Here is a 13,988-nt window from a genome sequence, read left to right as displayed (position 1 = left end):
AGACCGTAGAGCTACTCGGCCTGGATCGCGTCTGCCGGGACCTCGAAGACGATCTCCAGCCCGTCGCGCTCGTTCCCCTGCTCGCCGACTCGCGTGAAACCGAAGCCCGCGATCGTGGCCAGGGAGGCGTTGTTGTCGGATCTGATGGTGGCTCGCACGGTCCTGACACCGGGTTCGGCCGCGGCCCTGACGAGCAGCGCCCTCAGCATGGCGCGGGCATAGCCCTGGCGGCGGTACCCGGGCACGACGGTGTAGCCGACCTCGACCATGCCGGCCTCGTCCGGCGGCCCGTGGAACCCGGCGTCGCCGACGACCACCCCGTCCGGCTCGGACACGGCGGCGCGTGCGATCCAGGGCGCGGCAGAGGGGTCCTTGGCGAGCTGGTCAGCGCGATGGCCGAAGATCCCGCGGGCCCGGTCGCAGACGAAGTGTTCGTCAAGGGCGACCCCGGCCTCGGCGCTGCCGCCGGCGAGGTCACCGTCGGCAAGCGCCCGCAGCGCCTTTGCGCTGAGCTCGACGAGGCGGACGCGTTTGGGGGTGGCGAGAGGTTCGATATTCATCGCGGCGATGCTCGCCCAGCACCGAAGGACTGTCCACCGCTTTTCGGCCTCGGCGGACAGGGTGATCGTCCCGGTCGGGCCGTGACAAGAAGGACCGTACGGACGCCGCGATACCTACGCCGAGACCCGCCCCGCGATCGCCCCACTCGCCTACGGGTCCCCGAGTTGACGACAGCGAGGCCCTGCGCGCCGCGGCCCCCACGAGCAGGCACGGCGACCACCCGCCCGACGGCACCGGATCGTCCCGTACCGAGTGCGACTCGCGCCCGCACACCCACGCCACCCCTGTCGCGGACCCGGACCCTGCAACTCCTGCTCCCACAGGGCCTTGCAGAGCCGGTCCAGTCCTGGCGCAGATGACGCCGGCAGGTACCGTACGGAAGGCCCGGACGACGGGCGGCGGCCTCCTGGGCGGGCGCGCCGGAGAAGTAGGCGGCCGTCAGGGCCTCACGGGCACGCACTCCGCGCGGGTCACGGGCCAGGTCGTCGACCGCCCGGCGCAGCAGAGCCCGCAGATCCTCGACAGGGTCCGCGAAGGCCCACCGCCAGGCGGGTGCGCAGCAGAGTACAGGCGGCGAAGGTGTCGGGGTATCGCGCCAGGGCGGCAGGGCCTCGCGCGCGGTTTGGTCCAACGCGGTGCGCGAGAAGCCGGAGGGCGCCCGGCGACCACGCGCGCTGAAACCACCCCGCCCCGCGCTACGCGCCAAGCGAAAGATCTCACCGCTCGGCTGTCTTCACCCCACAGTGGTGACCATGCTGAACCGAGTAGCCGTCCTGTCCGATATTCACGGAGTCCTGCCGGCCCTGGAGGCAGTACTCGCCGAACCAGACGTCAGCACCGCCGATCACATCGTGCTCACCGGCGACATCACCGCCGGCCCGCAACCGACCCAGGTGCTCGACCTGCTGACCGGCCTCGGCCACCGCGTCAGCTGGATCAGCGGCAACGCCGACCGCGAGCTCCTTGAATACCGCCTGGGGCAACGCGACACGATCTCGGACCCGATCGCCCCGTGGGCAGCCGCACAGCTCCGCCAGGACCATCTCGACCTTCTCAGCTCTTTGCCGCGATCACTCTCCCTGTCCGTAAGCGGCCTGGGAAAGGTGCTGTTCTGCCATGCCACCCCACGTGACGACGAGGAGGTCGTCCTGGTCGACTCCCGCCTCGACCGCTGGAAAGAAGTCTTCACCGGGCTCGATACCGACATCCGCACGGTGGTCTGCGGCCACACCCACATGCCGTTCGTCCGCCTCGCCCACGGCCGACTTGTCGTCAACCCGGGCAGCATCGGGATGCCCTACGGACGAACCGGAGCACACTGGGCCCTCCTGGGCCCGGGCGTCGAACTCCGCACCACGAACTTCGACACCGAGGCCGCCGTCACTCAGCTCGTCCAGGACTCCTCCTATCCCGAAATCGCCGAGTGGGCCGACTACTTCCTGCACGCTCGCGCCACCGACACCGACGCCCTCACAACCTTCGCCCCACGGGACGGACGCGACCACAGCCCGTGACACCCGCCTCCTTCGACAACGGCAGGTATCCGAACACCGACTTCATGAACAACAGCGCCCACCCTCCCAAGGGCCACCATCACCCTCCCGAGGTCCAACCGAGGTGTTGTCACGGCCAGTTGCGATGCACTCCGCGAAAGCACACCCGCTTGCGGCTGCGCGTCCACTCGCCCAACGGCAGCCGTGAGGCAGCGGACATTGCGCGATGATCCAAGCGCCGGAACGGCCGCCGCCGGTGGCAACGGCCAGCAGGTGACGGTGTCGACCCGCTGGTCCGACCAGATCAGGATCTGCGGCCGCAACCAGGCCGACGAACAGTCATGCACCGGCTGGATCGCCACCCCCAACGCCTGGACTCCGCTGCCCGGTTGGTGGTGGAAGGGCGAGCTGGTGATCCAGGGCTACCAGCAGGAGAACGGGGAGTACCGCGTCGGCTACTGCGACGTGCCGCCCTCGCAGTCCGATGACTGGACGAAGTGCAACCTCTACGGCACACTCTGACGGCTTTCCTGAAGGACTCTGCCGATTCGGGCCGCTGAACCGCCCATCCGGGACCGCGCCGCCCTCTGTCCAGGCCGCCGTGTGAAGGCAACCCGTCACGGGCTGAGCGGCGGGCAGGACAGACCGGAGCCGCTGACGGCCACAGCACCAAGCAGCCACCCGACCGTAACGGTCGGGTGGCTGCGCCGCGCGTGCACCCGGTAGGGACAGCAGCGGCGACAGGTGCGCCGGCTGCGCCGGAATCCGGATCCGGATCCGGATCCGGATCCGGATCCGGTGACGGACCGCACCTGGACGGCGCCTGCCGGGCCGGGCGCGAGGCGTCGGCGCCGGGCAAGTGCGGGCTGTCTGCGGTCTCGACGCCGCAGGCACCCCGCGATCGCTACTGCGCGATCGAGGTGACGGTGGTCCGGACGGGCGGGCAGGTCGTGGGGCGTGACGAATCCACTCCTCGGCCACGGCCGACGGGCGGTCCGCAGGCGCTTGTTCGTGTCCGGCACGATGGGCTCGGCCGGCGGTGGCGGGTCAGGCGGCGTAGCCGAGGCTCAGGGTGGCCACGATGGGCGCGAGGTACAGGACGGGGAAGGCGACGGTCTTGTAGGAGCGTGCCCGCAGCACGGTGACGACCGCGCCCAGGAAGTACAGCACCAGGGCGACCCCTGCCGCGATACCGATCGCCGGGACCGCCAGGCCGACCAGCAGGCCCACCGCGCCGGCCGCTTTGGCCACCCCCAGCAGGGTCCACCAGGCACGCGGGACGCCGTACTCGATCAGCGGCTGCGTCACGAAGTCAGCCCGGCGCAGGAGAGAGAATCCCGAGAAGCCGACCCAGGCCGAGGTGAGAACGGCGACGATGATGTATGCCAGGGACATCGGATACTCCTATGAGGGTTGCTTCAGCGGACGATCTGGAGCGAAGGCCACGCATCGCTGCGCGACCCCCACACCTCGCTGAACCGCGGCAACGCCCATGTGTGACACCGTCGGCATGGAAATCTGAAAGATGTTCGGCCTGTACCGCCGAAGCGACGACCGCGACTGAACCGCCCCGCCCCGCTCCACCTCAGCCGCTGGAGCTGGGACTGGCGAGACACCGCAATGCGGCGCCGACCGTCTCCGCGACGATGCTCTGTGGGTTGGCGTAGACGTGGGCAGCTGCGGACAGAACGACAACGCCGGTACCCTCGGGAGGACGCAAAAGGACCGGGTCACACCAGCCTGACCAAGGTTCACACCTCGACGGCCCAGTGCTCCACCAGCACGTCACCGCCTGTGTGAGGACACGGTCAGGCGGGCTGCCACAGCTCGATCCGGTTGCCCTCGGGATCGGTGACCCAGCCGAATCGACCGACACCTGCCATGTCCTGCGTCTCCTTGGCCACGTCCGCTCCCTTGGCGCGCAATTGCGCGAGCATCGCATCCAGGTCGCGGACCCGGAAGTTGAGCATGCTCTGCTGGGTGCGGGAGCCGAAGTAGTCGGTCGCGGACTCGAACGTCGCGAACACCGTCGGCCCGGCTCCCTGATGCCACAGGCCGTTCTCCTCGGCGTCCAGTCCCAGGCAATCGCGATACCACGCACCCAGGGCCGCCGGGTCGGCAGCCCGCAGGAAATATCCACCGATTCCAAGCACACGTTCCATGCCGCCATCTTGCCAGGACGGCAACCAGCGCCACGCTGCGCCGCACCTCGTCGAAACGCGGCTCGATTCGTTGACGAACCCTGTAGCCCCCCGAAAGGGGGCCGCCCTGGTCCGGCGGACGGGCCAGCACGCCGCACGTGCGGCCCCTGCCCAGTGATCCCCACGCGCGGCTACGATGCGCGGGATTTTTGGATCTGACACAGCACCCCAAGGCACATATGACGGGGCGCAAGGGAATGGGGCGGGGGGACCCTGCCCCGCCCCATTCCCGCGGACCAACCGGTTACGAACCGGTGATGTCCAGCGCCCCGGACACCCGGAGGGACGGTCCCTGGCCGTCAGCGGGGGCGGCCGTAAGGGACCAGGTGTAGCCACCGGCGACAGCGGTACCGTCCGCGACGGCGCCGTTCCAGGACACCGGTACGGTGCCGCGCGTCGCAGCGCCGGTCCAGGTACGCACGACGGTGCCGGTGTCCCGGCTGCGCAGGGTCAGCTTCCAGGAGGCGGCGGGCTTGGACAGCCACCAGTGGGCCTGCCAGACAGCCTCGTCGCCGGGCCGGAAGGCCGCCGGAACGGAACTGTCGGCGACCGCCAGCGCCGAGACGGCACGCTGCACCGCGGTGACATGGACGGTGTCGTCCCTGTCGACGAAGGCGATCTTGCCCGCGTGCCGGTCGACCGTCCAGGTCACACCGCGGCTGTCGTCCGTCACCGCGTCCTTGACACCGCTGACGGCGCCCAGGCCGGCGGTGGTGCCGTCTTCGTTCAGCCCGGTGAGGCGGACGGTGTCGCCGCCCGCCACGCGCTGGGCGAGGAACCCGTCGCCGAGCAGCACGTCATGGGCCGGTGCGGGGTACGCGACGTCGGCCGCCGCGTCGTACACCCCCGCCCGGTCCTGGCCGGTGCAGCTCCAGTAGACGAGCCTGCCGTTGGACTGCAGTTCGTCGGGGACGCAGCCCGACTGGAGGGCGATGGCACCGCGCTGCTCGCCGGTCCGCAGATCGGTGGCGATCAGCGTGCCGGAGCTGTTCGGCTGCGCGGTCCAGAGCGTGGAGTGGTCCAGGGAGGCGGCCGCCTGCGCGGGCTGTTCCTGGACGATCCTGTCGCGGGCGGTGTCGACGACGTAGTTCTTGCCGTCGGCGCCGGGCGCCCGGTAGAGCAGGAACTCGGGCGAGACGTCCACGATACGGCCGCCCGCGGCGGGCAGCGGCAGACGGTCCCCGGACTTGGCGGGGTCGTCTCCGGTCACCAGGACGTCCTTGCCGGTGTCCGGATCGGCGACCAGCCGGGCCAGGCCCTCGTCGCCGCCGTCGGCGAACCGTCCCGGCGCGGCGGAGTCGAATACGGGCAGATCCGTTGCGGCGACCGGGTCGAGGCCGGTGCCGACGTCCTTGCCGTACAGCCGCACCGAGTCCGGCAGCGCGTCGGCGAACCGGACGGTTCCCCGGTCCAGGCCGAGCGCCCGCACCGAGCCGTCCGCCTTCTTGACCGGCTTCAGCACGCGCAGCGGCACATCGAAGACGAGTCCGCTGCCGTCCACGGTGAACAGATGGATGGCGCGGGCGCCGTCCACGGTCCGGCCGAGAGCGGTCAGCATGCTGTCGGACCGTTCCAGGCCCTGTTCGAACTCCGTGAGCAGCACCCGGGAAGTCTCCGCGCCGTCGATCGGCGTCAGTTTCAGGGCACTCTTGCGCCCCTCCGTCCACAGGACGTTCCGGCCCACGACGTACGCGGTGACCTCACTGTCATCGGACTTCAACGCCAGCTCCACGACCTTGGGCGCGTCGCCGGGCCGCTCGCGCGACAGCACCCGCACCCCCTGCCCGCCCTGACGCGTGAACCAGGTGACCACGTCGCGGGTGATGCGGAAGCTGCTCGCCTCGCCCGTGACCGGCAGCGCGCTGACAGCGCCGGAGATGCCGTTGAGGATGCCGTAACCGTAGGTCGAGCCGATGCGGTAACGGATGACGAGCGAGGTGGACTCACCGCCGAACAGCACCGGCTCGGCCTCTGCGACGGCCCCCGCCGGCAGCCGTACCGCGATGTCGTACGGCGTGCTCGTGCCGCTGGGCCGCAGCACCCGCAGGTCGTATCCGCCGTCCTCCGTCACCCGGGTGGCGAGGACGAAGCCCCCGGAGATCCGCGGATGGGTGTAGCCCTGCGGCAGGGTCAGGTCCGTCTTCGTGTTCTTCTCGACGTTGACCAGCGTGACGGTGGTGGCGTCGCCCACCGTGGTGGCGTACGCGGCTCGGTCGTACTCGTCGTGCTGCGTGAGGATTGCTTCCCGGTCCACGCCGTCCAGCGCCGTCACCGGGACGGTCCGGCGGTTGTAGGTATTGGTCCACAGATAGCTCGCGGCGCCCTCCTCCTGGTGCAGCACCCCGTTGTTGCTGGTGGAGAGCAGCGTGTCGGCGAGGTCTGCGTAGGCGTCGGGCGCCGGTATGAGGACCCCGGCGGAGTCGGCCGCCTGAGCGGTCACCGGCGCGGCCAGAACCACGCTTGAGGTGAGCGCGAGAACCCCTAAGGCGAGAGCCGCGCCGCGTCTGCCGTACCCCGGGCGCTTTCTCGGGACGAACATTGATCTACCCCCTCGTTGACGGACCGGTGGCGGCATGGATGGTGCCGGACACCGGACGCGTGCAGGCCAGATGATCTTGCAGGCCCAGGAAAGAATATGATCAAGTAGTCGCCGATTGGCGGGATTTCAACATCTTGCAAGTGAGAGTGGTGGCGGGGTGCGGATGAGCCATCCGGTCCTGCCTGCTACTGCTGATGCCACCTGTAGTACTGGTTGGAGGGATCGCAGACGGTCGTCTGCAGGAGGGTGCCGTTGCGTACGCTGGGCGTCGAGAGGCAGAGCCCGCTCGATGCGTTCTGCCACACCTGGTACCAGCCTGACGGCGGCCCGTTGGGGTTGTCCGCATAGAAGACACGCCACTGCTGGGTGGGATCGGCCGCGTTGCAGAACTCCACCGTGACCGTGCCAGAGCCCGAGGCCGGTGCGGTGATGCACCGTCCCGTGCGCTGGTTGGTGAAGGTGAACAGGTATGTCTGTGTGTTGAACCCTTCGAGCCACTTCTGCTCGGAGCCACCCGAGCACGACCACATGTGGAGCTTCGCGGAGTTTTCGGTGGCATTGTCGAGGCAGTGGGTCGAGTTCCAGACGTTGATCGGGCTGAAGCCTGCGGCCTGGGCAGGTGTGCCGACCACTCCGAGGGTCAGCATCGCCAGCACCCCGGTGAACAGCGCGAGCAGGCTGCGTCTCTTGGACATGAGTCTTCTCCGGGTTTCTCACTAGAGATTCTTGGAGCCTGAACGACACACGGCACGTGGAGAGAGGTGGTCCAAGCCCCGTGAGTCGTGGGGCTGCCCACGGAGACGGCGGCGCATTTCTCCGGTCAGGCGCCCCGAGTCTCACACCACGGTTTGTTTCCGGCAACGCGCTCGTGACCCAATGTCCGATTTTCGCGGTGAGTTGATCGCTGAGGGATCGCCATCGGGAGTGACTGGCGGTCGTTGAGCGTCTGGAGTGGGCCACGAGGATTACGCGCAGCTGAAGGAGGAGGGCACTGGCCCTGCCCACGCATCTGGTCTTCGACCAGCTCAAGGCTGTGACGCCGCCTTCATTGACGACAGAGTTGCAGATGGGGCGAGGCCTGCGCGCAGGGCGTCGCGTACGTGGACCGTGGCGCCGCGAGCAGCACTTCCAGACACGGAACCATCCCGCAGAAGCAGGCGCTCGGGACGGAACTCGGCCATCCGGTGCCGGTGCCGGCAGCGGTTCGGTCCTCGTGCACGGTGTGAACTTGGTGCCCTCGCCCGCGTACAGGGTGGTCGTCTGCCGACTGAACGGGACCGTCGTCGAGCCCGTCGACCGGTAGACGTACGTGCCGCTCAGGCCGTAGGCGCTCAGGTCGGGGCGTTGGTCGCCGGTGACGTCGGCGGCGCCACCGAGCCGGGAGAAGCGGTTCCAGCCTCCGATCTTGACACGGGAGGTGAAGTTGCCCGCGCCGTCGCCCTGGTAGAGCCACAGGACGCCCGAGGAGTCACGGGCGATGAGGTCGCCCGCCGAGTCGCCCGCAAGGGTCCCCGCGGCCTCGATCTGGTTGTAGGCCTGCCAACCGGCACGGTCTTCGTCCGCTTGGCGGCGGCGACCTGGCTGCCCGACGGCCAGTCGAAGAGGTCGTCCCGCCACAGCGCACCCGAGGCGTCCCGCGCGAGGACGTCCGTCGAGCCGTTGTCGTCGAAGTCGTGCGGGTTGGCCAGGAGCGAGGCCTGGAAGCTCCCGGATGCGGTCTCCGCAGCGCCGGCGCCGCTGGCCGGGGTGGCGGTGATCTGCCAGGTGTAGGCGCCGTTGGGGGCGTTGATGCCGCCCAGGACGCCGTCCCAGGCTGCCGTTGATGAAACACTCCCCGGTTCACAGTCGCCTGGCATGGGGCAGTCGTGCGAGGTTCGCGCCGGCCAGCCGGACCGCGCGGGGAGGTTCGACAGCTGCCCCGAGGAACGCGGCGAGCGCGCTGTCCGCCGCGGCGAGTCCCTGGGAGCCGACGCTCAGGGAGTCGTGGACGAACTCCACCGAAGTGTCCTTGATGCCGCAGAACTCGGATACTCCGACACGGAGTTGACGCTCTATCAGAGTGTCCCAGCCGAGCTCGGCGAACTGCTCGCGCGGGTAACTGGACAGCCCGAGCCAGAGCATCCGCTTGGTGCCCAGGCGGGGGCGGCTGCGGCCGTATGCGAAACCGTAGTTCCATACCCTGTCGATCCAGCCCTTGAGGATGGCCGGGAGCCCGAACCACCAGAGGGGGAAGACCACGACGATGGTGTCAGCGGTGTCGATCCGGTCCATGTGGGACCGGACCTCGGGCGAGTACTCCTTGTCCCGGTCCGCCCAGTCCGGCTCGTCTTCGGGGCCGGTGCGGGGATCGAAGTCCTCGGCGTACAGGTCGAGCAGGTCGACGGTGTATCCGGCGTCCACCAGACGTTCGCGGGCGCGGTGGGCGATCTGGGCGGTGAGGGAGTCGCCGCGGGGATGGGCGAGGACCAGCAGAGCGTGCTGTGCCACCGCCGTCATCCGTCCAGCCGGACGAGCATCTTGCCGGTGTTGGCGCCGCGCATCATACCGAGGAAGGCGGCCGGGGCCCGGTCGATGCCCTCGAACACGGTGTGTTCCGTGCGCAGCGTGCCGTCGGCGAGCCAGCCCGCGGCGCGCCCGATCCACTCCGGGAAGAGGTGGAAGTAGCTGCTGACCAGCATGCCGCGCAGGTTCAGCTCCTTGGCGGCTGCCTGGAAGAGGTTATCGGGGCCGGCGGCCGGCTCGGTGGCGTTGTAGTCGCCGATGGCGCCGACCAGTGCGATCCGGCCACCGGTGCGCATCGCGCCGATGGCTGCCCGCAGGTGGCCGCCGCCCACGCTGTCGAGGTATACGTCGACGCCCTGCGGCGCGGCCTGGGCCAGTTGTTCCTCCAGTGAGCCCGCGCGGTAGTCGATGGCAGCGTCGTACCCGAAGTCCGTCACCAGCTTCCTCGCCTTCTCGGGCCCGCCGGCCGAACCGATCACCTTGGAGGCCCCGAGCTTGCGGGCCAGCTGTCCCGCGACGCTGCCCACCGCCCCGGCGGCGGCGGAGATGAACACCACGTCGCCTTCACGCACCGGTGCCACCTCGGTCAGCGCCGCGTAGGCGGTCAGGCCAGTGGTGCCCAAGGCGCCCAAGTACGCCTGCGCCGGAGCCAGGTCGGTGTCGATGACGGTCGCGGCGGCGGCGTCCAGCACGGCGTACTCACGCCAGCCCAGGAAGTGGGAGACGGTCGCGCCGACCGGCACGGCGTCGGACCGCGAGGCGACCACCACGCCTACCGCACTGCCCTCCAGCGCGGCGCCGAGGGGGAAGGGCGGGATGTACGACGGCACGTCGTCCATCCGGCCGCGCATGTACGGGTCCACCGACATCCAGGTGTTGCGGACGATGATCTCGCCCTCGGCCGGCTCCGGCACGTCGGTGCGGACCAGGTCAAAGCTGCCCGCGGTGGGCTCGCCGACCGGGCGCGAAGCGAGCCGGATCTCGCCGGAGACGAAGTTCGTCGTGTTCATCGTGTTCGTCGTGCTCATCGTGGTCGTCGTGCTCATCGCGCTCGCCGGGTTCTCCGCGTTCATTGTGGTCTCCGTGTTCACTGTGGTCGTCGGGTTCGTCAGGTTCGACATGGTGGGTTTCCTCTTCCGTTCAGTGGTGCCGTTCTCGTTCACAGGAACCACCTTGCCGAGGGCCGCGCACGATCTGCTGACGGTCCACGCACGGGCACGCATGGGCCACGCACGGGCCGGAACAGGGCGGGCGCTAGCGTGACGCCATGCGTTTCGAAGTGCTGGGCCCGCTGCAGGTCCGTACCGACGAGGGGGCCCCGGTCACGGTCCGCGAGCCGAAGGTCCGCGCCCTGCTGGCCGATCTGCTGGCGCACCACGGTCAGCCGGTCTCGACGGACCGCCTGGTCGACGATCTGTGGGGCGAGGCGGTGCCCAAGAACCCGGCCAATACGCTCCAGACCAAGGTCTCGCAGCTGCGCCGGACGCTGGAACTGGCCGAACCCGGTGGCCGGGAGTTGGTCGTACACCGCCCGGCCGGCTACCTACTGCGGGTGCCGGATGATGGGGTGGACTCCGGTCGGTTCGCCGCGCTGACGGCGCAGGCCCGCCGCACAGAGCACCCACACGACCGAGTGCCGCTGCTTTCGGGTGCCCTGGCGCTGTGGCGCGGACCGGCCTTCGCCGATTTCCGCGACCACGCCTTCGCGCAGGCGGTGGCCACCAGGCTGGACGAACAGCGGCTGACCGTGGTGGAGGAACTGGCCGGCATACGCTTGGAACGCGGCGAACACCGCCCACTCGCCGACGAGTTGAGTCAACTCGTGAAGCAGCATCCGCTGCGGGACGGGCTGCGGGCCATACACATGCGCTCGCTCTACCTCTCAGGCCGGCAGGCGGAGGCACTGGACAGCTACCGCGATCTGACGGAGCGTCTGTCCGAGGAGCTGGGGCTCGACCCCGGCCCCGAGCTGGTCGCCCTGCAGCAGGCGATCCTTCGCCAGGACCCGGCGCTGGCACCCACCCCGGCCGCCGTTCCCATCGCCCCCGCGCATCGCCCGCCCTCCCCGGTCCCTGCCACAGCTGCCCCCCGCACGAACCTGCCGGCCCGCCCGAGCGACCTCATCGGGCGCCGCCAGGACGTCGCCCACGTACGATCGCTGCTCCAAGCCGGTCGGCTGGTCACACTCACCGGGCCCGGTGGTGTGGGCAAGACCCGCCTCGCGCTGGAGGCCGCCGCGCCACCGGCCGACGCCTTCCCCGACGGAGTCTGGCTGGTCGAACTCGCCGCCAAGACCGCAGGCAGCGGCGATGCCGACGAAGTGGCCTCGGCGGTGGCCGCCGCGCTGGACATCCGTGATCACGCAGGCGCCCAACTGCCGACCGGGCGCGCGGCGGACCGGCTCGCCCACGCGCTCGGCCCCCGACGCATGCTGCTCGTCCTGGACAACTGCGAGCACCTGATCCAGCAGGTCGCCGAACTGGCCGGGCAACTGCTGGGCCACGCACCCGGCCTGCGCATCCTGGCCACCAGCCGGGAGCCACTGGCGATCTCGGGCGAAACGCTGTACGCGGTCGAGCCGCTGCGGGAGTCCGACGCCGTGCAGCTCTTCGCGGCGCGGGCGGCGGCGGCCGCCCCGGGATTCGCCCTTGGCCCTGCCAACGCCGACGCCGTGGCACTCCTGTGCGAGCGACTCGACGGGATTCCGCTCGCGCTGGAGCTCGCCGCCGCCCGGGTACGGGCCCTGGGCGTTCATGAGCTGGCCGAGCGCCTGAGCGACCGCTTCCGTCTGCTGAACGCGGGGCGCCGGGACGCACCCGCCCGGCAGCGGACCCTGCGCGCGGTGATCGACTGGAGCTGGGGGCTGCTGACCGGACCCGAGCGCGCCGTTCTGCGCCGACTGGCCGTCTTCGCCGGTGGATGCACACTGCCCGCCGCCGAGGAGGTCTGTGCCGCACCGGACGTACCCGCCGACGCCGTCCTCGATGTGGTCACCCGCCTGGTGGACCGCTCACTGGTCACCGTGCTGGACGGCGAGGACGGCCCCCGGTACCGGATGCTGGAGTCGGTCGCCGCCTACAGCCTCGAACGGCTCCAGGAGGCCGGTGAGTCGCGTCTCGCCCGCCGACGGCACCGGGTCCACTACACCGAGCTGGCCGAGCGGTCGGAGCCGTGGCTGTACGGCCCCGACCAGCGCCGGTGGCTGCGACGGCTCGACAGCGACAGCGCCAACCTGCGCTCCGCACTCGCCGACGCCGCGGCGGGCCCCGACGCGGACGGCGGCGCCGACCTGGCGGTGCGCCAGGTCAACGCGCTGACCTGGTACTGGTTCCTACGCGGCCGCCTCGGCGAGGCCCGGCGGTCGTTCGACATGGCGCTGAGTTGCGGCGCCCCCGGCGACGACGTCCCCGCCCGCGACCCGCGCTCCCGTGCGGCCCGCAGCAGCGCGCTGGCCCGGCAGGCCGCGTTCACACTCCTGGCCGGCGACGACGCGCAACCGAAGCAACCGACGGACGGGGAGTACGACGAGGCAGACGCCAGGGCCCGTTGGTTCCTGGCGCTCGCCCGGTGCGGGTTCGCCGACCCGTCGGTCGAGGGTCAAACCGCCGCTCTGCTGGCCGAGTTCCGCGTCGGCGACGACCGCTGGGGCATGGCCGCGACGCAGAGTACCCGCGCCACCGAGGCCATGTACCGGGGCGACCTCGACGGCCTCAAGCGCCACGCCGTCGACAGCGCGGCACGCTTCGCCGAGCTCGGCGACAGGTGGGGCCAGCTGAGGGCCGCCGAACAGCTGGGCGTACTGGCCGAGATCGCCGGGGACTACGACGAGGCCGCCCGTCTGCACCGCGACGGTGTGCGCATCGCGGAGGAACTCCAGCTCTGGACGGACGTCTCGTTCCGGTTGTCCAGACTGGGCAGGATCGCGCTGCTCACCGGCGAGTACGCGTCCGCGGCAGAGCTCCACGAGCGGGCGCGGCGGCTCGCCGCCGAGCAATCCCACCGGCCCGCCGAGCAGTTCGCCGCGACCGGACTCGCCCTCGGAGCCCGCAGACAGGGCGACCTGGACGCCGCCGAGGTGCATCTGCGCCCCTGGCTGGAGTGGAACCGCAGGCAGGGCGTGGATTCCGGGACGGCCCTGATCCTCGCGGAGCTCGGCTTCGTCGCCGAGCAGCACGGAGATGCCCTCCAGGCACAGGCGCTGCACCTGGAGGGCATGACCGCAGCACGCAGGACAGGAGATCCCCGGGCGGTCGCGCTCGCGCTCGAAGGGCTGGCGGGCGCGCAGGCACTCGCGGGACGGCCCCGCCACGCCGCCCGGCTGCTCGGCACGGCCGCCACCGTACGGGAGTCGGTCGGCGCACCACTCCCCCGGGCCGAACGCGGCGACGTCGACCGCGTCACCGAGCGCGCGAGAGGAGCCCTGGGCGAGGAAGCCTTCGCCACCGCTTTCCAGCAGGGCCGCGACCTGCAACCCGACGACCACCTGCGGGACTTGCCGCCGCCGGCCGCGTCCGACCTGAGCACCGGAACAACACACCTGCCTGGTCACTGACTTCGCATACCTGCTGTCGGGCAGGTCGGTGGGCAGGTACGGGCGCCGGCAGCCGCTGATGAACATGATGAACACGCCGCCGCAGCGAAGGGTGGGAGTGGCCCATCTCTGCGAGGCTCGGGACGCAGTCGCACCCTCGT

The 13,988-nt window shown here is 70.5% G+C and carries 12 protein-coding genes; 5 read left to right on the top strand and 7 right to left on the bottom strand.

Annotated elements, in window-relative coordinates; all coding sequences use genetic code 11:
• Positions 1-11: 11 nt before the first annotated feature.
• On the bottom strand, positions 12-560 hold the full coding sequence (locus ACFWA7_RS06535; RefSeq protein WP_385537383.1) for a GNAT family N-acetyltransferase: 549 nt from the start codon (positions 558-560) through the stop codon (positions 12-14).
• Positions 561-1,313: 753 nt separating this feature from the next.
• Here ACFWA7_RS06535 and ACFWA7_RS06530 point away from each other — a divergent pair.
• Together ACFWA7_RS06530 and ACFWA7_RS06525 are read left to right on the top strand one after the other, a co-directional pair.
• Positions 1,314-2,075 carry a metallophosphoesterase family protein gene (locus ACFWA7_RS06530; RefSeq protein WP_385821383.1) on the top strand — a complete coding sequence of 254 codons (762 nt, stop codon included), beginning with the start codon at positions 1,314-1,316 and terminating at the stop codon, positions 2,073-2,075.
• A 198-nt stretch (positions 2,076-2,273) separates the two neighbouring features.
• Complete coding sequence (locus tag ACFWA7_RS06525) at positions 2,274-2,576, top strand: hypothetical protein (RefSeq protein ID WP_385821381.1); 303 nt, start codon at positions 2,274-2,276, stop codon at positions 2,574-2,576.
• Between the two features lie 525 nt (positions 2,577-3,101).
• On the opposite strand, the gene ACFWA7_RS06520 is transcribed toward ACFWA7_RS06525, so the two are convergent.
• From ACFWA7_RS06520 to ACFWA7_RS06505, 4 genes are all read right to left on the bottom strand, one after another.
• Positions 3,102-3,449, bottom strand: a complete 348-nt coding sequence (locus ACFWA7_RS06520; protein ID WP_385537390.1) for a DoxX family protein — start codon at positions 3,447-3,449, stop codon at positions 3,102-3,104.
• A gap of 413 nt (positions 3,450-3,862) precedes the next feature.
• Complete coding sequence (locus ACFWA7_RS06515; RefSeq protein ID WP_385537393.1) at positions 3,863-4,216, bottom strand: VOC family protein; 354 nt, start codon at positions 4,214-4,216, stop codon at positions 3,863-3,865.
• 283 nt (positions 4,217-4,499) lie between these two features.
• Entirely contained in the window at positions 4,500-6,794 is a 2,295-nt protein-coding gene (locus ACFWA7_RS06510; RefSeq protein WP_385821379.1) for a hypothetical protein, read from the bottom strand.
• Positions 6,795-6,979: 185 nt separating this feature from the next.
• Positions 6,980-7,489 (bottom strand): RICIN domain-containing protein, encoded by a 510-nt coding sequence (locus ACFWA7_RS06505; protein WP_385537399.1) that lies wholly within the window; start codon positions 7,487-7,489, stop codon positions 6,980-6,982.
• A gap of 868 nt (positions 7,490-8,357) precedes the next feature.
• Between ACFWA7_RS06505 and ACFWA7_RS06500 the strand changes: the two genes are divergently transcribed.
• Positions 8,358-8,564: a hypothetical protein gene (locus ACFWA7_RS06500; protein ID WP_385821377.1), complete on the top strand. Its 207-nt coding sequence runs from the start codon at positions 8,358-8,360 to the stop codon at positions 8,562-8,564.
• A 69-nt stretch (positions 8,565-8,633) separates the two neighbouring features.
• Here ACFWA7_RS06500 and ACFWA7_RS06495 read toward each other — a convergent pair whose 3' ends face one another.
• Both ACFWA7_RS06495 and ACFWA7_RS06490 read right to left on the bottom strand, forming a co-directional pair.
• Positions 8,634-9,290, bottom strand: coding sequence for an NAD(P)H oxidoreductase (locus ACFWA7_RS06495; protein ID WP_385821375.1), 657 nt, complete (start codon positions 9,288-9,290; stop codon positions 8,634-8,636).
• Positions 9,287-10,324, bottom strand: coding sequence for an NADP-dependent oxidoreductase (locus ACFWA7_RS06490; RefSeq protein WP_385821373.1), 1,038 nt, complete (start codon positions 10,322-10,324; stop codon positions 9,287-9,289). Before ACFWA7_RS06490 ends, ACFWA7_RS06495 begins: the two co-directional genes overlap by 4 nt.
• Between ACFWA7_RS06490 and ACFWA7_RS06485 the strand changes: the two genes are divergently transcribed.
• Positions 10,299-10,559: a hypothetical protein gene (locus ACFWA7_RS06485; RefSeq protein ID WP_385821371.1), complete on the top strand. Its 261-nt coding sequence runs from the start codon at positions 10,299-10,301 to the stop codon at positions 10,557-10,559. The genes ACFWA7_RS06490 and ACFWA7_RS06485 overlap by 26 nt on opposite strands.
• Before the next feature lie 4 nt (positions 10,560-10,563).
• Positions 10,564-13,848, top strand: a complete 3,285-nt coding sequence (locus ACFWA7_RS06480) for a BTAD domain-containing putative transcriptional regulator (protein WP_385821369.1) — start codon at positions 10,564-10,566, stop codon at positions 13,846-13,848.
• Positions 13,849-13,988 lie beyond the last annotated feature (140 nt).

The organism is Streptomyces sp. NPDC059994 (assembly GCF_042737755.1).
Lineage (GTDB): Bacteria > Actinomycetota > Actinomycetes > Streptomycetales > Streptomycetaceae > Streptomyces.
This window is presented reverse-complemented; position numbering and strand designations above follow the sequence as displayed.

What these genes read in the sequence shown, in the direction of transcription:
- ACFWA7_RS06535 (WP_385537383.1), bottom strand. Translation starts at nt 560, where the DNA reads ATGAATATCGAACCTCTCGCCACCCCCAAACGCGTCCGCCTCGTCGAG.
- ACFWA7_RS06520 (WP_385537390.1), bottom strand. Translation starts at nt 3,449, where the DNA reads ATGTCCCTGGCATACATCATCGTCGCCGTTCTCACCTCGGCCTGGGTC.
- ACFWA7_RS06480 (WP_385821369.1), top strand. Translation starts at nt 10,564, where the DNA reads ATGCGTTTCGAAGTGCTGGGCCCGCTGCAGGTCCGTACCGACGAGGGG.
- ACFWA7_RS06530 (WP_385821383.1), top strand. Translation starts at nt 1,314, where the DNA reads ATGCTGAACCGAGTAGCCGTCCTGTCCGATATTCACGGAGTCCTGCCG.
- ACFWA7_RS06515 (WP_385537393.1), bottom strand. Translation starts at nt 4,216, where the DNA reads ATGGAACGTGTGCTTGGAATCGGTGGATATTTCCTGCGGGCTGCCGAC.
- ACFWA7_RS06505 (WP_385537399.1), bottom strand. Translation starts at nt 7,489, where the DNA reads ATGTCCAAGAGACGCAGCCTGCTCGCGCTGTTCACCGGGGTGCTGGCG.
- ACFWA7_RS06495 (WP_385821375.1), bottom strand. Translation starts at nt 9,290, where the DNA reads ATGACGGCGGTGGCACAGCACGCTCTGCTGGTCCTCGCCCATCCCCGC.
- ACFWA7_RS06490 (WP_385821373.1), bottom strand. Translation starts at nt 10,324, where the DNA reads ATGAGCACGACGAACACGATGAACACGACGAACTTCGTCTCCGGCGAG.
- ACFWA7_RS06510 (WP_385821379.1), bottom strand. Translation starts at nt 6,794, where the DNA reads ATGTTCGTCCCGAGAAAGCGCCCGGGGTACGGCAGACGCGGCGCGGCT.